General features: G+C 44.8%; 18 protein-coding genes and 2 tRNA genes. 18 read left to right on the top strand and 2 right to left on the bottom strand.

The features are described 5' to 3' along the window. Position 1 precedes the first annotated feature (1 nt). The 8 genes from mraY to WCV88_00890 all read left to right on the top strand — a co-directional run bounded on the left by mraY (position 2) and on the right by WCV88_00890 (position 7,737). The gene (mraY, locus tag WCV88_00925) at positions 2-1,042 is read left to right on the top strand and encodes a phospho-N-acetylmuramoyl-pentapeptide-transferase (GenBank protein ID MFA6474745.1); all 1,041 of its coding nucleotides are present in this window, start codon (positions 2-4) and stop codon (positions 1,040-1,042) included. Between the two features lie 120 nt (positions 1,043-1,162). Further along, complete coding sequence (locus WCV88_00920; GenBank protein ID MFA6474744.1) at positions 1,163-1,684, top strand: hypothetical protein; 522 nt, start codon at positions 1,163-1,165, stop codon at positions 1,682-1,684. After that, the gene (locus tag WCV88_00915; GenBank protein MFA6474743.1) at positions 1,635-2,042 is read left to right on the top strand and encodes a septum formation initiator family protein; all 408 of its coding nucleotides are present in this window, start codon (positions 1,635-1,637) and stop codon (positions 2,040-2,042) included. The genes WCV88_00920 and WCV88_00915 overlap by 50 nt, the downstream gene beginning before the upstream one ends. A 23-nt stretch (positions 2,043-2,065) precedes the next feature. After that, positions 2,066-3,100, top strand: a complete 1,035-nt coding sequence (locus WCV88_00910; GenBank protein ID MFA6474742.1) for a peptidylprolyl isomerase — start codon at positions 2,066-2,068, stop codon at positions 3,098-3,100. A gap of 71 nt (positions 3,101-3,171) precedes the next feature. Next, entirely contained in the window at positions 3,172-3,423 is a 252-nt protein-coding gene (locus WCV88_00905) for a hypothetical protein (GenBank protein ID MFA6474741.1), read from the top strand. Continuing rightward, the gene (locus tag WCV88_00900) at positions 3,344-4,774 is read left to right on the top strand and encodes an ice-binding family protein (protein MFA6474740.1); all 1,431 of its coding nucleotides are present in this window, start codon (positions 3,344-3,346) and stop codon (positions 4,772-4,774) included. Before WCV88_00905 ends, WCV88_00900 begins: the two co-directional genes overlap by 80 nt. A gap of 12 nt (positions 4,775-4,786) precedes the next feature. After that, positions 4,787-7,117 (top strand): ice-binding family protein, encoded by a 2,331-nt coding sequence (locus WCV88_00895; GenBank protein MFA6474739.1) that lies wholly within the window; start codon positions 4,787-4,789, stop codon positions 7,115-7,117. A gap of 5 nt (positions 7,118-7,122) precedes the next feature. Next, positions 7,123-7,737, top strand: a complete 615-nt coding sequence (locus tag WCV88_00890; protein ID MFA6474738.1) for a class F sortase — start codon at positions 7,123-7,125, stop codon at positions 7,735-7,737. Positions 7,738-7,747: 10 nt separating this feature from the next. Here the strand turns inward: WCV88_00890 and WCV88_00885 are convergent. Continuing rightward, positions 7,748-7,823: transfer RNA gene (locus tag WCV88_00885), tRNA-Thr, on the bottom strand. 86 nt (positions 7,824-7,909) lie between these two features. Between WCV88_00885 and WCV88_00880 the strand changes: the two genes are divergently transcribed. From WCV88_00880 to WCV88_00865, 4 genes are read left to right on the top strand one after another with little or no spacing between them, the layout of a single operon-like run. Further along, positions 7,910-8,323 carry a response regulator gene (locus tag WCV88_00880; GenBank protein ID MFA6474737.1) on the top strand — a complete coding sequence of 138 codons (414 nt, stop codon included), beginning with the start codon at positions 7,910-7,912 and terminating at the stop codon, positions 8,321-8,323. A 3-nt stretch (positions 8,324-8,326) separates the two neighbouring features. Beyond that, on the top strand, positions 8,327-9,061 hold the full coding sequence (locus tag WCV88_00875) for a septal ring lytic transglycosylase RlpA family protein (GenBank protein ID MFA6474736.1): 735 nt from the start codon (positions 8,327-8,329) through the stop codon (positions 9,059-9,061). Then, a complete protein-coding gene (locus WCV88_00870) occupies positions 9,058-9,738 on the top strand; it encodes an ATP-binding cassette domain-containing protein (GenBank protein MFA6474735.1) in 681 nt (226 codons plus the stop codon). Before WCV88_00875 ends, WCV88_00870 begins: the two co-directional genes overlap by 4 nt. A gap of 1 nt (position 9,739) precedes the next feature. Next, positions 9,740-10,654 carry a permease-like cell division protein FtsX gene (locus WCV88_00865; GenBank protein ID MFA6474734.1) on the top strand — a complete coding sequence of 305 codons (915 nt, stop codon included), beginning with the start codon at positions 9,740-9,742 and terminating at the stop codon, positions 10,652-10,654. A gap of 26 nt (positions 10,655-10,680) precedes the next feature. Here WCV88_00865 and WCV88_00860 read toward each other — a convergent pair whose 3' ends face one another. Further along, positions 10,681-11,070 (bottom strand): endonuclease domain-containing protein, encoded by a 390-nt coding sequence (locus WCV88_00860; protein ID MFA6474733.1) that lies wholly within the window; start codon positions 11,068-11,070, stop codon positions 10,681-10,683. A 141-nt stretch (positions 11,071-11,211) separates the two neighbouring features. Here WCV88_00860 and WCV88_00855 point away from each other — a divergent pair. The 6 genes from WCV88_00855 (at position 11,212) to WCV88_00830 (ending at position 18,066) form a co-directional block, all read left to right on the top strand. After that, positions 11,212-11,284: transfer RNA gene (locus tag WCV88_00855), tRNA-Gln, on the top strand. 408 nt (positions 11,285-11,692) lie between these two features. Continuing rightward, complete coding sequence (locus WCV88_00850; protein ID MFA6474732.1) at positions 11,693-12,625, top strand: hypothetical protein; 933 nt, start codon at positions 11,693-11,695, stop codon at positions 12,623-12,625. Positions 12,626-12,637: 12 nt separating this feature from the next. After that, positions 12,638-13,402, top strand: coding sequence for a type I restriction enzyme HsdR N-terminal domain-containing protein (locus tag WCV88_00845; protein MFA6474731.1), 765 nt, complete (start codon positions 12,638-12,640; stop codon positions 13,400-13,402). A 144-nt stretch (positions 13,403-13,546) separates the two neighbouring features. Then, positions 13,547-14,317 (top strand): hypothetical protein, encoded by a 771-nt coding sequence (locus tag WCV88_00840; GenBank protein MFA6474730.1) that lies wholly within the window; start codon positions 13,547-13,549, stop codon positions 14,315-14,317. Between the two features lie 45 nt (positions 14,318-14,362). Continuing rightward, on the top strand, positions 14,363-15,130 hold the full coding sequence (locus WCV88_00835; GenBank protein ID MFA6474729.1) for a hypothetical protein: 768 nt from the start codon (positions 14,363-14,365) through the stop codon (positions 15,128-15,130). Between the two features lie 134 nt (positions 15,131-15,264). Next, positions 15,265-18,066, top strand: a complete 2,802-nt coding sequence (locus tag WCV88_00830; GenBank protein ID MFA6474728.1) for a MopE-related protein — start codon at positions 15,265-15,267, stop codon at positions 18,064-18,066. Positions 18,067-18,306: the final 240 nt, after the last annotated feature.

The raw sequence follows: 18,306 nt of genomic DNA, 5'->3' as shown, positions 1-18,306 counted from the left end.
CATGAATGAAGAGCTGATTCGAATATTATTTTTCTTGGCCACGGCGTTTTGTGTGGCGATTCTGGCAACGCCGCTGCTGACTTATGTTTTGTATAAATTTAAATTAGGTAAACAAATTCGCGATGCCGCGGAGGCACCGATTTATGCCAAATTACATGCGGCTAAAGCTGGCACACCCACGATGGGTGGAGTGCTGGTGTGGGGAACACTAGTTTTTATTATTATCATAACGGCCGGCCTGGCAAAAATCTGGCCGCAACTACAAGGTTTAGATTTTTTGTCACGCTCGGAAACTTTGTTGCCACTGGGTGCTCTGGTGGCCTCTGCCTTAGTCGGTTTAGTCGATGACATGTTTAATGTGCAAAAACGTGGTTCCCATGGCGGAGGTTTGCGGATGCGTCATAGATTATTTATCTACACAGCCATTGCCGTAGTGGGTGCCTGGTGGTTTTACAGTAAATTAGATTGGGACGTCTTACATATTCCTTGGTACGAAAATATTTCCATCGGTTGGTGGTACGTGCCATTTTTTATTTTGGTAATTGTAGCCACCAGTTTTTCAGTCAATGAAACCGATGGCTTAGATGGTTTAGCTGGCGGGGGATTGTTAGCCGCCTACGCTGCTTATGGAGCCATTTCGTATTTGTTGGGCCGGTATGATTTAGCCGTCTTTTGTGCAGTTATCATTGGAGCGTTATTGGCTTTTTTGTGGTTTAACATTTATCCGGCGCGCTTTTTCATGGGCGACACTGGGGCAATGTCGTTGGGTGTGACCTTAGGTATTATTGCCATGCTCACCAACTACGCTTTATTATTGCCTTTAATTGGCTTCGTGTTTGTACTCGATACCGCGTCCGCTTTACTACAAATGACCAGCAAACGGTTATTTAAAAAGAAAATTTTTATTACTTCACCGCTGCACCATCATTTGGAAGCCATTGGCTGGCCAGAACCAAAAATTGTTATGCGCTTTTGGATTATCTCAGCGGTTATGGCCGGGTTAGGGATAATGTTTGTCCTAATTGATCGGAGTTTACTATAATGAGTCTTAATAGGAATTTGAAATGTATTGTAAACCAGGTAAGGCAGCAAACAATACCATGGTAATTAACATGAAAATACAGATTACTACCCAAATTCGTCTGAGTTGTTTTTGAGTCATATGCGCAAAGTTACTCAACTTATTCAATTAAAACCGCATGAAGACATTGTGCTAATCATGCGGGAATATGGTATCACGCAACTCCCTGGTTTGGCTATAGCCACGGCGGTTTATTTTAGTTTATTATTTTTTTTATATCCACTTTTCCGGTTAGGTTTGCTCGGTATTATAATATTTTTTGCCGGTCTTATTATGACAGCATGTTTTGTTATGCGCCGATTATACCAATGGTATTATGAAGTTTGTATTGTCACAAATGTGCGCTGTGTAGATATTGTTCAATCCGGCTTGTTTAACCGGGAGGTGCAAGAAATAATCTGGCCAACCGTGAAAGATGTGCGCTTTAAACAGCGCGGTATTTTTGCCACATTATTACATTATGGCACCATTGTCCTGGTGTTAGACCAACTAGAAGAAGTGCATCTACAACACATCTATCATCCACAAACCGTTCATGATATACTAAACCAGTATGTCAACCAGCCAAATGAAACATCCCGGCCAGTGGCGGGAAACCATTAGTACTAGAATGTTTTCGGTTATGGTAGGCTTAGGCATTATTGTGCTCGGGGTGGCTCTGACCAAAGAATTGGTGCGTAAAATTCAGATTCATACCCAAATTCAAGAGCTCGAAACGGAAATCAGTACGTTAGAAGCACACAACGTTGAATTAAATGATATGCTGACTTACTTTAATTCATCGTCCTTTCAAGAAAAAGAAGCACGCACTAAATTAGGTCTAGTAGCACCGGGTGAAACGGTTGCGGTTTTACCAAAAACAGCGGATACTGATGCGGCGGCTGCGGTTAATGGAGCGGCAGTTACTCAATCTGAAGATAATAATCCTAAAAAATGGCAAGATTATTTCTTTAAACACTAATTATTTCATTATTATAGGTACGTATGGAACCAAACGAACAATCAACCGAAGAACTAAAAAAAGACACAGTTAGTACTGAGGGTGAGGAATTTAATAATACAATGTCACTGCGCTCCAAAAAAAAGGTGATTATTGGAGTTGTAGTGGCAGTGGTGTTAGTTTTAATTCCATTTATTTATACTGGTATAGTTATTTACGGGCAACAGCAACGCAACAGTTTTACCGATCAAATGACCAACTGGTTTCCATTTCCGGCCGCAATTGTGAATCAACAATGGCTGTCGTATCGTGATGTGCATAGCAGTGTTGACGATGCCGTTAAAGTGACGGAAAAATTTGCCTCTGATCAAGCCATGGTGTCCCAGCTTGGGGCTGTGCCGACGGCGACTGAAGTGGCCAAAACTGAGTATGACCGTTTGATCAATGTTGAATTACTTGAACAAGTGGCTAAAGAGCATGCAGTGACTGCGAGTGCAGACGAGATTGATACCATGTATAAAGATGCCATCCTAAGCCAAGTGCAAGGGGATGAATCCCAAGTTGAACAAACTTTGCAAGAATTATATGGTTGGACAGTGGATGAATTCAAGCAAAAAGTGGTGCGTGAGTTAGTTTTAAGACAGAAACTACAAACCACTTTATTAACGGATAATGTGACCGATTATACCGCCTCAGCCCGTCAAAAAATTGAAGAGGTCAAACAAAAAGTTGATGCCGATCCAACTCAATTTGCTGAATTAGCCAAACAATACAGTGATGACGGTTCCGCTTCCAATGGTGGCGATCTTGATTGGTTCGCCCGCGGTGTGATGGTGCCGGAATTTGAAACGGCCGCCTTTGCCTTAACTGAACCAAATCAAGTATCTGATGTTGTGCAAACTGAATTTGGCTTTCACATTATTCAATTAATTGAGCGTAAAGCCGCCACCGATACCGAAGCCGAACAAGTGCATGCCCGCCACATTTTAGCTAAGTTCTCGTTAGATGATTACATCACCAAATTAGGTGAAAGTTCCAACGTAAAACGCTTGATTAATCCTGAGACTTTGGCAAAATAATTAATATAGTGTATACTTTCTTTAAAGTGTATCGATCTTTATTTAAGACGGATAAATTATAGAGGGGGATTATGAACAAAACATATAATAAAATTTCAGTAGTTGTTTTAACTACTGTATTTGCGTTTGGTCTAGCTAGAATTAATGCAGTTAGTGCGGCTACGGCCGTGGATCTTGGCTCAGCGGATAATTTTGTCGTGTTGGGTGGCTCAACCGTCACAAATACGGGGCCTAGTGTATTAAATGGCGATCTTGGTCTTAGCCCGGGTTTCAGTCACTGGCTTTCCACCGGGAACGTTGAATGGAACAGAATATGTAGCTGATGCTACTGCTGTGCAGGCTCAAGTTGATCTGGTAACAGCCTATACTAACGCCGCCGGACAAACTCCCGTTTCCACAGTCCCAACTGAGCTGGGTGGCACAACCTTAACGGCTGGTATTTACGATTCATCAGCTGGTACTTTTGGTGTAACCGGAACATTAACTCTTGATGCCGAAGGTGATCCTGATGCCGTGTTTATTTTTCAAACTGATTCAACCTTGATAACAGCTGGAGCCAGTAACGTTAGTCTATTAAACGGTGCACAGGCGTGTAATGTTTTTTGGAAAGTCGGCAGTTCGGCCACACTTGGAACTGATTCCACCTTTAAAGGTAATATTTTAGCCTTAACTTCAGCTACTCTTACTACTGGAGCTGATGTTGAAGGTCGCGTATTGGCTAGAAATGGGGCTGTTACTTTGGATACTAATACTATTACCAAAGCAGTTTGTGTCGCTCCACCTGAGTTGCCCACACCTCCAACAACTCCAGCCGTGCCGCCACTAATTAACGTGACAAAGGTTCCTGATCCACTGGCGTTACCTGATGGAGCTGGTGCAGTGATATACACTTATACTGTGACCAACGTTGGTACAGTGGCAATGAGCAATATTGCAGTTACAGATGATAAGTGTGACACTGTAGAATATGTCTCAGGTGATACCAACAGTGACGACATGCTTGACCTCGATGAAGCTTGGCTTTATAGCTGTACCAGAACAGTCTCAAAAACCGTTACTAATACTGTCACTGCTACCGGCGAAGCTAATGGTTATACTGCAATTGATACGGCTAACGCCACAGTGGTTGTTGGTGTCGCTTTACCCCCACCTCTGATCACTTTAGTTAAAACACCAGACTCCACAACTATTCCAGAGAGTGGCGATGTGACCTATACTTACACTGTCACTAATCCAGGCACAGTGGCCTTAACTGACGTTAGTGTGGTTGATGATAAATGCAGCCCGGTTACTTATGTGTCTGGTGATGACAATGATAGTGGTACTTTGAATGTGTTAGAAACATGGATTTATACCTGTACCACGAATTTAACAGACACAACTACCAACACCGGTACTGCCCAAGGTAGTGCCAATGGAATAACTATTATCGATTATTCTGTCGTGACAGTTGTTAATCTTCCAGTCGAGGAGGATACAACTCCGATTGAGACTCCTGTTGAAGATACAACAGAAGATACAACGGAAGATACTTCTACTCCGGTTGATACCACAACCGACACTACTACAACCGTTCCTGGATTACCAGACACCGGCGTTGCTCCCTATGACCAGAATATTTTTTGGATCATTTCGGAGAGTGTTTCTAAAGTTATTATATTCTTATTTGAATAAGCGAGTGATTAAATGGTAGGTGAAGATTTTAGTAGATTTTCAGCTATCGTTTTAACTACTGTATTTGCATTTGGTCTAGCTAGAATTAATGCAGTTAGTGCGGCTACGGCCGTGGATCTTGGCTCAGCGGATAATTTTGTCGTGTTAGGCGGCTCAACCGTCACTAACACGGGGTCGAGTGTATTAAATGGCGATCTCGGTCTTAGCCCCGGTACGTCTGTTACTGGTTTTCCACCAGGAACGTTGAATGGAACGTCCCATGTAGCCGATGCTACTGCTGTGCAGGCTAAAGTTGATCTGGTAACAGCCTATACAAACGCCGCCGGACAAACACCAGTTTCTACAGTCGCAACTGAGCTTGGGGGAACGACTAAAACTTCAGGGGTTTATAACTCTGCCTCAGGCACCTTTGGAATCACAGGAACCCTGACGCTGGACGCCCAGGGTGACCCTAATGCGGTTTTTATCTTTAAAACCGCTTCCACTCTGATTACAGCAGGAGCAAGTACGGTAAGTCTTATTAATAGTGCTCAGGCGTGTAACGTTTTTTGGCAAGTCGGCAGTTCCGCTACACTCGGTGCCACCTCCACCTTTAAAGGTAATATTCTGGCCTTAACCTCAGCTACTCTTACCACCAGAGCTAATGTCGAAGGTCGCGTTTTAGCCAGAAATGGTGCCGTTACTTTAGATACTAATACCATTACGCGTGCCACATGTGCTCCCGTTCCCGCAACTCTGCGTGTGATAAAAACGGTTACCAATGACAATGGCGGTACGGCTGTGCGGTCTGACTTTAATCTGCACGTGATGACGGGTGGTGCAGACGTCGCCGACAGTCCGGCACCTGGTGTTGCATCCCCTGGCACAGCTTATACCCTAACTGCAGGAACCTATGCGGTCAGTGAAGATGTAAATACCTCCTATACACAAAGTTTCACAGGGGATTGTGATGCGAGCGGTAACATTACGCTGGCGGCGGGTGAGGACAAGACTTGCAGGATTATTAACAATGATATTCCAGCCACTTTACACGTCATTAAACGTGTTGTGAACAATGATGGTGGAACGGCTGTGCGATCTGATTTTAATTTGTATGTGAAGAATGGAGGCGTGGATGTGTCAGGAAGCCCGGCACCTGGAGCGGCATCGCCTGGAACTGCATATACCTTAGATGCCGGTGCATATGTTGTGAGTGAGGATGCATTTTTTGGATATAATGCAACGTTTAGTGGGGATTGTGATGCAACGGGCCACGTGACACTTTCCTTGGCTGATGACCAGACCTGCACCATCACGAATAATGATATGGCAGCTGTTGTAGTGCCGACTGCGACAATCAATGTCGTCAAAACGGTTGTGAATGATAATGGTGGGACTAAGACTGTGGGTGATTTTCCATTGTTTGTGGGTACTACTAGCGTCATTTCTGGCGAAACCAACACGTTTTCCGCACCGGCAACATATACGGTGTCTGAAACCGATGACCCTAATTATACGCAGACAATATCAGGCGATTGTAATAGTAATGGTCAGATGGCTCTCAATCCGGGCGACAACTTGTTCTGTATTATCACGAATAATGACATAGCCGCTGTGGTGGTTCCACCTAATGTTGTACCGCCTATCATTGATGTAGTGAAGGTGCCGAATCTACTGTCTTTGCCAGATGGTCCAGGGAAAGTGGAATACACCTACACATTAACTAATATTGGGACTCTGCCGGTAACTGATATTACATTGGTTGGTGATACTTGTAGCCCCATTGTACTTATATCTGGTGATGCTAATGCTGACGCGAAACTCGATCTGAATGAAACATGGACATTTACCTGTACCACTACGCTTCAGGAAACGCATACCAACACGGTTGTTGCGACTGGTTGGGCCAACGGTATCAGCGCCACGGATATTGCCAGTGCCACGGTGGTGGTTGGTGTTCCAGTTGTGCCGCCGTTGATCCACGTCACAAAAATTCCAGATCCGCTGGCGTTGTCAGTTGATGGGGGGCTGGTCACTTATACGGAAACAATCACTAACCCAGGAACTGTCCCATTGAGTCATGTGACGCTTTCGGATGATAAATGTAGTCCGTTAACATTTGTGTCGGGCGACATCAATGACGATTCTAAACTTGATCCGACCGAATCATGGGTGTACACCTGTCAGACAAATCTTACGGAAACTACCACAAATACGGCCGTCGCGACAGGTGAGGCCAACGGTTTGATCGCGCGCGACTTTGCTATTATTACGGTCGTTGTGGCTACAGCATTACCATCACCTACAGACACAGTTGTATTTGTACCTGGATTACCTGATACAGGCGTCGAGCCTGAGCAGTGAAAGGCATGCATAAAAAAATACTTAATCCAGTCAATATAATACTAACCTTAGCCGCTCTAGCAGTTGTGCTGTTTGGTCTGTTAGTTTGGAGAAATGTTTTTACTCCTCATGTGGTAGTGAATGAAAAAAGTGAACCTGAAATCGTAATTAATAATGAAACGCCAGACGTTTCTGCAATTGGCTTACCGCAACGTCTTAAAATCCCGAGTATTGCAGTTGATGCTGCGGTTGAAGCAGTGGGTTTAACTGATGATGGCTCAATGGCCGTGCCGCAAGACCCGTTAAACGGTGGCTGGTATGAATTAGGGCCTCGCCCGGGAGAAACAGGCAGTGCCGTTATCGCCGGACATGTTGATTGGTACAACGGTGCCACTGGAGTATTTGAAGATTTAAATAAATTAAAAACCGGCGATAAAATTACCCTGGAGGATAGTACCGGACAGTTAGTTAGTTTTATTGTGCGTGATAGCCGAACGTATGATGCTGAAGCTGATGCGACGGATGTTTTTACCTCAAACGATAACAAGGCACATCTCAATCTGATTACCTGTTCCGGTACCTGGGACAAGAATGCTAAACAATATGCCACGCGGCTAGTGGTGTTTGCTGATAAAGACTAGATCAAAACATTGGAGCCGATGGCCGGAATTGAACCGGCGACCCACGGTTTACGATACCGTTGCTCTACCAGCTGAGCTACATCGGCCTTCGTTCATCAGATTCACTCCGGCCGACAAGTCGGCTAGTGTGGGGGTTGACGAACGAGAGTAAAAATAGTATCATTCAGCCCGTATGTCAAGCGATTTAAGGATTGTCCTGATTGAAGATGAACCATCGCTCGTATCATTATACAGCTTTGGTCTACATAAAATTGGTCAGGTGTTAGCAGCTAGCACCAAACAGGATGCTTTCGAGTTATTTGAGCGGTTACTGGCCGAAAATAAAAAGCCGTCCGTAGTGTTGCTCGATCTAATTTTGCCTGGAGCGCGCACAGAAGCTGTAAAATTTAGGGATCGAGCCGGGTTCGAAATTTTGCAATGGTTACGGCAGAATAAATGGTATGAGTTGGTGCCGGTTATTATCATGACTAATTTGGATAATAATGAAGATCGGCAAATGGCCGAAACTTTGGGAGCCAATGGTTACATCGTAAAATCAAACGTGGTGCCAAAACAAATTGTTGAGGAAATTAACGCTTTAGTTTGATTTATGAAATATTATTTTCTAACGGGTATAGTTTTATTATCGGTCACATTACCCACTTTGGCGGCTGATCTTTTCAGTGTGGAGACTGTATTGCGGCGGGATGCTTTGCGGTCTGGTTATACACTAGTCAATCCAACGCAAACAGCTTGGCTCGGTTTGCCGGCGGCCAGTGTATCCGGTGCCAAAAAACTCCGGGTTAAATTAAGTAAAGTGGCTCATCCGGAAAAATATTATGGCACCTCCCAACCGATCTCTGATTTATATCGTTACAGCTTTCAAAGTCAAGATACTTTTAAATTAAAACAGCCCGTGGCACTGCAACTGTCTTATCCGGCCAGTTATGGTGGTCAGACAATAGTGGTTAAGTATTATGATTCAGTAGTAAACCGTTGGCGCCCCGTTGGTAAACAATCTAATGTTAATAATTTATTGGTGCAAAGAGGCAGATTACTTAAAAAACACGCTATTATTGCTTTGTTCGAAAAGAATGCCAGCGGAGAGGTTGTCGAGGGCTTGGCTAGTTGGTATGATTGGACAGGAGCGGCGTGTAACTCTTTCCCAATGGGTAGTCGGATTCGAACTACCAATGTGGCCACCGGTGCTTATGTCGATTCCACTATTGTTTCCACCGGACCATTTATTCCGGGGCGAGTAGTAGATTTAACCCGCGATGATTTTTCAAAAATAGCCGATTTGTCAGCTGGCGTTGCCACCGTGACAGTTCAATTAGTACCATGATCGAATTCAAAAAAGTAACCAAAATATATTCCGATAACACTTACGCCGCCCGTGATTTGTCTTTGTTAGTGCGCTCGGGTGAATTCATTTCAATTGTTGGCCAATCTGGCACTGGTAAAACGACTTTAGCTAAGATGGTAATTGCCGAGGAACATCCAACCCGGGGTAGAGTAGTGATCGGTGGTTGGGATATTACCGATATAAAATCCCATGACATTCCAGTCTTACGGCGGCAGGTTGGAGTAGTGTTTCAAGATTATAAATTATTACCCAAAAGAACGGTTTATGAAAACATCACGTTTGCTTTAGAAGTGTGTGGGGTAGAACAAAGTAAAATCAATACGATTGTGCCGCAAGTGTTAAAAGTGGTTGGTTTGGAGAATAAACGGGATAAATTTCCGCACCAATTATCCGGTGGTCAACAGCAACGTGTGGCCATTGGTCGAGCCCTAGTACACCGACCAAAAGTGCTAGTAGCCGATGAACCGACTGGCAGTTTAGATACCATTAATGCCCAAGAAGTGATAGATTTGTTATTAAAAATAAATACCTTAGGTACTACTATTATGTTAGTCACACATAATAAAGATATTGTGGATCGCTTACGGCGACGCGTAGTCACCATTGATGATGGCGTGATAGTATCCGATCAAGAAGCCGGTAAGTATACTTTATAATATGTTGGTTTTTATAACGCGCACGACTAAGTATGCCACTCAACATTTTTGGAGAAACCTCTGGATTTCCAGTATCACCATTCTGATTTTATCGTTAACCTTATTTATTGTTGGTTTAGTGAGCACGCTAAATTTAGTGGCCGACCAAGCGATTAATGCCGTTGAGGAAAAAATCAATATTGATTTCACGTTTAAAGCCAGTACGGATGAAAGCGATATATTAAAAGCTAAAATTTATTTAGAATCATTACCCGAAGTGACCAATGTGCGTTATATTTCCAAAGCGGAAGCCTTGTCTAGCTTTACTGAAACTCATGCCGATGATCCTGATATTCAAGCGGCCTTAGGTGAACTAGATGAGAACCCGTTACCAGCCACACTTAGTGTGCAATCTAATGACCTGGATAACTACCAAGTAATTAGTGATGCTTTTTCGGCATCCGAATATAATGTGTTAGTGGATAAGAAGAATTTTTCTGATCACCAAGCCGCCATTACGAAATTATCCGAAATTACCAAACGGATTTATCAAGGTGGTTTATTGATTAGTGGCATATTTGTGTTGATATCGGTAATTATGTTATATAACACCATTCGGGTAGCCATCTATTCTCACCGAGAAGAGTTGGGGATTATGAAGTTGGTCGGAGCCACTAATTGGTTTATTCGTGCCCCCTTCTTATGGGAAGGTGTTTTGTATGCCGTCTGTGCCTGTACCTTAGCCACTGTGGCCTTAGCCATCACCGTATTTTCCGCTTCACCTTATGTCGATAGTTTTTTTGCCGGCTATAATTTCAGCTTGAATGTATTTTTCTTGAGTAATTTCTGGATTATTGTTCTGAGCCAATTCTTAATATCATTAGCGCTGGCTTTGGGGAGTAGTATGCTTTCGATTGGGAGATACTTGAAGGTGTAGAACACCTATCCCCCCGGCCCCCTTTCCTATGCAGGAAAGGGGGAGGTGGAAGAAGTGTGATCGAAAATCTTTTTTATAACTGAATGTAATTCAGTTAGTACTATTTCGTTACTGAAGCGCAATGTTTTGAAGCCATGATGGGATAAGGTTATATCTCTTAAAGAATCGCGTTCTTTTTGATCTTGATGAATTGGACCGTCTAGTTCAATTACCAACATTAATTCATAACAATAAAAATCAACAATAAATCCATGTAAAGGATGTTGTCGGCGAAACTTATAGCCTAAACGTTTACCTTTTAAACTTTTCCATAAGAGTTGTTCAGCCTCAGTGGCATTATCTCTAAATTGTTCAGCGATTGATCGTAGTTTGCGATCATAGCTAAGTTTATGTGGATGATAACCCTGTATTAACATAATAGCGCCCCAAACTTCGGCAGCGCTTTTCTAACCGTAGTCTAACACCCCTTTCCTGTTTAGGAAAGGGGCCGGGGGATAGGTGTAATCACTTGAACACAAAACAAGTATATGGTATATACAAATAGCGTTTATTTACATTGGGGCGTAGCCAAGTGGTAAGGCAGCGGCCTTTGGCGCCGCCATTTCGTAGGTTCGAACCCTACCGCCCCAGCTTGATTTCAGAAAGTTCTGGAGGTGACCCATCAACCTCATCCTCTCAAAAGTCCTCGTACACCGCGAGGATTTTTGTTTTGTGAGTCAGTGTCCCAGTTTGGGTCTAAAACCCCACATGCTTGCACGTGGCTTGAATGGGGTGATTGTTGGTAACTTCAAAATCCCAGACTTTCTTTCTGGTGCTTTTCAAGCTATACTTTAAATACAATTTAATGGCCTAAACCGTTGATTTCCAGCGGCATGGTTATAAATCCCTAACTACGTAGAGAAGGTCTCCTGATCAGCATCTTGTAGTTAGGGTACCCATTCGAAAGGATGGGTGGCAGTTCCGTAAGGGCTGTCGCTGGTTCAGGGGACCCTTTGTGTTTTCTGAACCAATCTAACAAATCCCTAACTACACAACAATATGGCCAGCGAAAATTCGCAAGTCACAACACCTTCCGCCAAAGAAGGTAACCACATCCTTGGATGGGTATTTGGCATCGTCATTATATTCATCAGTATCTTGCTCGTGTTTAGCAGCATTGTATCAGGACTAGCCATGCTACTGCTCGGGTTGTTACTGCTTCCACCATCACGTCAATGGTTTGAGAGTATAATTCATAAAAAAATACCTCGTCTCATGGCTTTCTTTATAGGTACGTTTTTCATTGCAGCATCAATATTTACTTTTCCGAGCTCGACGGACAATACAGCTAAAATAGCTCAAAACACTAATAAGAATACCAACGTAGCTACTAACGCAGTAGTGAATACGAACGAAGTGGTACCAAACGAAGATACCAATACGGCAGATGTAGTTAATGCTCCCGTTGTATCAAATACCAATGTGGTCCAGGAACCCGTTCAAGAAGAAGTTGCTCCCGCTGTGGTTGAAGAAGTCAAAGAAGAACCTAAGCCGGAACCAACGACACTAGATAAACTCTGGATTGCTTTAGACGATAGCATCAGGACACGCAATGGTTATGATGTGCAATGGGACGAGGAATATAAGACAGCATGGCTAACACGTACACAAGATACCTTTTGGGACGAGCAAGACTTAGTCGAAGATACATATACTGACTTCATCAAATTTGGTCAGGAGGCTTTCAGGGTTGATGGGGTAGAGTATGTTGACATCTCTTACCAGGTGCCATTCGTTGACGAATTTGGAGCTGAATCTATAAAAGATGCAGTTGGTTTGCAGATGGGAAAAGAGACATTTGAAAAGTTTAACTGGGAAAACTTAGAGTTTCAGCCCATCTACCAAACTATGCAGGATAATACTGAATACCAATCTATCCACCCGAGCATTCGTGCTGGACTAGTTGAGGGTGAGTTAATGCTTTCCTTATAACTTTTGATCACTATGCCTACACAAACTCAAAAAGACCAAATAGCTAAACGACTCAAAGAGTATGCTAAGCGTTACCTGTCGAAGAAATACGAGACGTTAGATGAGTCAGCTACTCGCCTGATGATTAATAGTTTTCTAACAGAGGTACTGGGTTATGCTGAACTGGATGAGATTAAAACAGAGTACCAGATCAATAATACCTACGCTGATTACATTATCCAAGTCCAACGCAAAAAGTATATCATCGTTGAAGTGAAAGCTATCCAGATTGATTTGTCGGATAAGCATATTTACCAATCCATTAATTATGCCGCTAATGAAGGTGTAGACTGGGTGTTACTCACTAACGGCAGAGTCTTTTCACTGTATCGAGTAGTCTTTAAAAAACCGATTACGCATAAACGCATCTGTTCATTTGACCTCAAGGATAAAGCCCAACTCAAACAATCCATTGAGTATTTTGCGATGATGACCAAACGCAGCATGTTGAAAAATGAGCTGGATGATTTCTGGCTTCGGTTTCAGGCACTCGAGCCAAATAATCTGTGCAAGTACCTTTATTCCACAGAGGTTGGTAATCTCTTACGCCGTGCCCTCAAAAAGAAAGCTGGACTAACATTTTCTGACGAGGATATTTTTGCATCCATTTACCAGATTATTGTTGAAAAAATAGCGTTTGAACAACCTGGTGTTCCCAATACGATTTTTAAGCGTCAAAAGATTAAACCAGAGCTTGTTACGCAGCATAATAATGTGGTAGTAGGTCGAAGCGAATGAGCTTATTAATACCCTGTACACCGTATGGGCGCGTGCTATACTTGAGGTACATTTTATTAACAATCTTAAAGGCGTCCACCTTAACAATATGCAGATCTAACCATCTGTAGCTGTTACTGGACGTTTTTTCATCTATACGACCCTATGACCCAACCCAAAACCATCCTCATTTCCACCCTAACTGCTAGTTTATTGGTACTTGCGTTAGTACTACCATCCTTAACTAACGCTATGGCAGTGGTTAATCTTACCCCTGACATCATTGGTATTAGTGAATCTTCTTATAAAGAGTTGTTAGATAGTCGTTGTTACAATGTAGCCGACAGCGCATCTAGTGATGCAATCACAACTGCATTAGGACGATTGTGTGACCCTATATGGGAGGATTTAGAAGGCAGAGTTATTTTACGTGCCCAGCATGCTGGGGAAATGTACTTGGTAGATACCTCTGATATTTTACCAATACGTTACAGATATTTACCTGATGGTTTTTATCAGGTTAAAAAAAATAGATATTACTGGGTAGCTGATGGTTATAAACACAAATTGAAATTAAAAAACATTTATTCGGCGTTTTTAGAAACTGCGATTAAAGGTGATTCTCGTGTTACGCCTGCATCAGATTTAGATATTCAAGCACTAGCTTGTCTAGACTATGGCGAGGGAGCAGCTTGTAGTGATGTTCTTATGGGTCGTGAGGAACTATATGATAATTTACAGCAACGTTTAGTTGGACGTGTCATCATGGCAGCCGAGAGTGATGGTAAATTATATTTTATTCCAGATATCGATGAGATTGATGATTTGACTGTCATGTCCAATAGCCAGTTACTTACCTATATACAGAATCATGTTGTTAAGGTGCCGGAAAAGACTATAGGTGAAATGGTCAGGTATCCGGAAAGAATTTATTAGATATGTAAATATTTGTTCTCTAACACACCTTATTAATAAATACCTATGAAAGAAAAACTATTTTTAACTACAGCAGCAGTTTTTGCTCTGACACTGACTGGGTGTGCGGGTCCATCGACGAATGTAAATACGGTGGCCGTCACTAATGAGATTGTTAATGTAAACCCAGTGAATACAAATGCCGAAGTGAATACCAACGAAAATATAAATGTCACTGTAGTTAATGAAAATACCAATTTAACCAATGAGAATACAAATACAGAAATAGTAAGTGAAGTAGATACTAGTGATTGGGAGCAAGTCACAGTTGATGAAGGGGTTCTCGATACCAGCGATTGGCTAACTTATACGAATGAGGAGTATGGGTTTAGTTTTAAGTATCCAAAAATTTATTCAGTAAGTGTTAGTAAATCAACCCGAGCCGACTTTATTGACGATGCCGGCGCTGTATTTATGATTGATAGAACTGATTTACAGATAGATCCAGTAAGAATTACTCTTTTCGATAGTATTGTTGCTCACCCAACAACGAGTGAAATCAATTCTGTTCAATCTGTACTCGGACCCAGGCCAGACGGTAGTTATGACAATGTAGTCAATGAAACTACCTACTCAGTCCAGCAATATTATGGAGAAAATTTTAGAGTGCAAGGACTAACTGGTAATTATCCAGTCGATGAAGACCATAAACTTCAAGATGTAGCTGAGTATTATTACTTAGACTCAGACGAAAAAACATTAGAAATTAGGTTAACAGATGAAGCCGCTACCGGTATAGATCCTGACACACTATTGAACTCTTTACAATTCTAATTCACTCCTGATTCATCTCATCAGCACCGGATTGATGAGATGGCTTCAGCGGTGAATCCTCACCCTGACTTGCTCGCCATACAAGGCTACAGCAAGATAGTACGTTGACAATTCAAAGTCAAAAGGAAACTCCAATGCGCAAGCCTCTGTTCGTTCTGCTTCTCATGATCCTGGGCTTCTTCTTGCCCACCACCAAGGCTCTGGCCTATGGTCCCTTCGTTCTGCCGATCCACAACAACAGCGTCGAGATCAATGGCGGTGCCTGGAACTACAGTGTGAGTTGTTCTGCCGCGCAGTATGAAGTCGATTATTATCCGTTGCCCGCGAGCCACGGTGGATATGACTTCGACGGCGACGAAGGCGACAACGTCTACGCCGCCGCTTCTGGTGTCGTGTCTAATATCCAGAACAGTGACTGTCCTAATACGTACCCCAATGGAAATCCTACTTGGGGCTGCTTCGTGGATATCAAGCATGATGTGGATGGTGACAGCATCTACGACTACACCACCAAGTACACTCATCTCGTGTCTGGTTCTATCACCGTGGCGGTCGGCAACTCCGTCAGTTCCAACACCCTCATCGGTCAAATGGGTAACTCGGGCTACTCTGACGGCGCGCATCTCCATTTCGGCGTTCAGGACTACGGATCACTTCAGTACCTCAGTCATGACTACTGGCTCGATCCCTACAACCTCAATGACGACAACGCTACCTGCTGTGATATCCCGAATGGCTGTCCCAACGAAGGCACTTCCAGCCAGCATTCGGACTTCGACTGCGATGCAGCAACTGACTCAGACTACCTCTGGGCCAGCTGTCCTCCGACCTACAATGCCGAAGTCTCCACCTGCACCTCCGACGTTTACACCATTCACCTGCTCACCGTCACCGCAGACGCCAGTACCCACACCTTCACCATCAAACCCTACTACCACACCGGTTCTGGGAACAGCGTCAGCCTCAAGCTGCCCGACAGTAGCTACACCATGACTGGCCTGGGCAACACCAACAACGTCAACACCTGGCTGGTAGGCGACCTGGACAATGACGGTAACGACGATATCGTCAACGTCACGGACAACGGCAACTACACCTACGTTCAGGTGTACGTCAGCAACGGTGATGGCACCTTCGTCGGTCGCGATCGCTGGCTGAAGGCCAACAACGGCTACAGCCACGCCTTCCTGACCGACATGGACAACGACGACGATCTGGACCTGGTACTCGGCTATCCCAATGGGAGCAGCATCAAGTGGCGGATCGGCACCAACATCGGCAGCGACTTCGCTGACCTGACCACCTGGAGTGAGTCCTTCGGTTCCACCGACAGTCACTTCTTGGTCGGAGACTTCAACGGTAACGGTAAGGGTGAAATCCTGGTCGGCACCACCAACAGCGGTGGAGTCGAACTGGGCTGGCAGCGCTTGGATACAACTGGAAACAGTGCGACCATCGCGACCGGTTGGGGTTCACCCAGCAACACCTACCTCGTGTCGAACCTCAATGCCGATGCCGATGGCCGGGACGACTTCCTGCGGATCGACGAAACGAACAGCACCGTGGAAGCCTACCTGGCCCAGTACAGCAGCACGCTGCAGTGGCTGAGTGTCAGTACGATGGCCAACGATGTCGGTGGCACCGACGGAGACTACTTCGTCTACCCGCTCGACTACAACGACGACTACCCTGATCTGCTCCGTCTGAACAGTTCCGGCACGCTCTACTTGGGTCAGCACACCAGTGCCACGACCTTCGAAGAACAGGGAGATCAGCAGGACATCGTCAGCAACCTGCCGACGGATGGCACGTTGCTGTTCGGCAACTTTGGTGGTCTGCAGTCTGACTGCACTGCTCCATTCGTCTACATCGAAGTGGCTGACAACGATCTGGATCAGGACTACGACTCCTACACCCCCGACGACGGCGACTGCGACGACACGGCCGACCACACCTACCCGGGTGCCCCGGAACTGTGGGACACCTTCGACAACGACTGTGATGCCCTGATCGACGAAGCCTTCGACCTCGACGGTGACGGTTGGTCCTACGACCAGGGTGACTGCTCCGAACAGAGCAACAACATCAACCCCTATGCCGTAGAGATTCCCGACGGTCTCGACAACGATTGTGACGGGGTGACCGACGAAGTCGGTGACAACGACTACGATGGTTGGTCCAGCACCAACGGCGACTGCGACGACACGGCTGACCACACCTATCCGGGTGCTCCCGAACTCCTCGACGACCTCGACAACGACTGTGACGGCGAGATCGATGAAGATTTCCTCTTCGAGGATCAATACATCTTCTTCGACTTCGACGGCAACGGTGACGATGATCCCTGCGTCCGGCGTGCAACCACCTTGCTCTGCCTCTACGACGGCCTCTACGGCACGTGGACGGTTCCGGGCGAAGTGATCGGAACGGGAGAATACATCATCTGGCGTTCCGGCCGCACCAGCTACTACGACTACATGGGTGCCGACGGCATCGCCGACTACGTGTTGGTCTATGCGGACGTGTCCGCTGACCAGTTCTTGTACTGGCACACTACCATCGCAGCTCGCTTTGGCAGCCAGCTCCAGATCGACCGCAATCTCGACGGTATCATGGACACCTACCTGTACTACGGTACGGGCAACGGAGCCGACGACTACTACCTGGCCGATCTCAACGGTGACGGCCTGGCTGACCTGATCTTCCGTGAAGGTAACCGGTTCTACGTCGACGACAATACCTCTGGGGTCTACGACTACTGGTTCACCTTCGGTGATACCACCTTGGATAGCCAGTGGTACTTCGCGGACTTCGACGGTGATGGCACTGACGGCATCTGCGTCGTGCGAGGTGCTCTGCTCCACTGCACCGACACCATCACCCCCAACGGGAGCCAGACTGGTGTTTGGACCTTCAGCTATGGCTATGGGTTGTAGACCCTAGGAAGGCTACGGTGCAGCAGCTCGTTCTTTGCAACGCAGACCAACAGTGAACACCGTCACGGCAACGTGATCCGTTCCTGTACTTCGCCCCGGCATGATCTCACGATTGTGTCCGGGGCATCCTTTTTACATTAGTAATGTTACCGATTAGGGAGTAATATAATCATTATGAAACTTGGAATTATTCAGAATTCAACAAATAGACTTATTAAGTTTTAAACGAAATTTGCTCAA

It is taken from the genome of Patescibacteria group bacterium (assembly GCA_041665365.1).
GTDB lineage: Bacteria > Patescibacteriota > Patescibacteriia > UBA9570 > UBA9570 > UBA9570.
The sequence above is the reverse complement of the archived record's forward strand: the minus strand, read 5'-3'. Positions and strand labels throughout refer to the sequence as shown.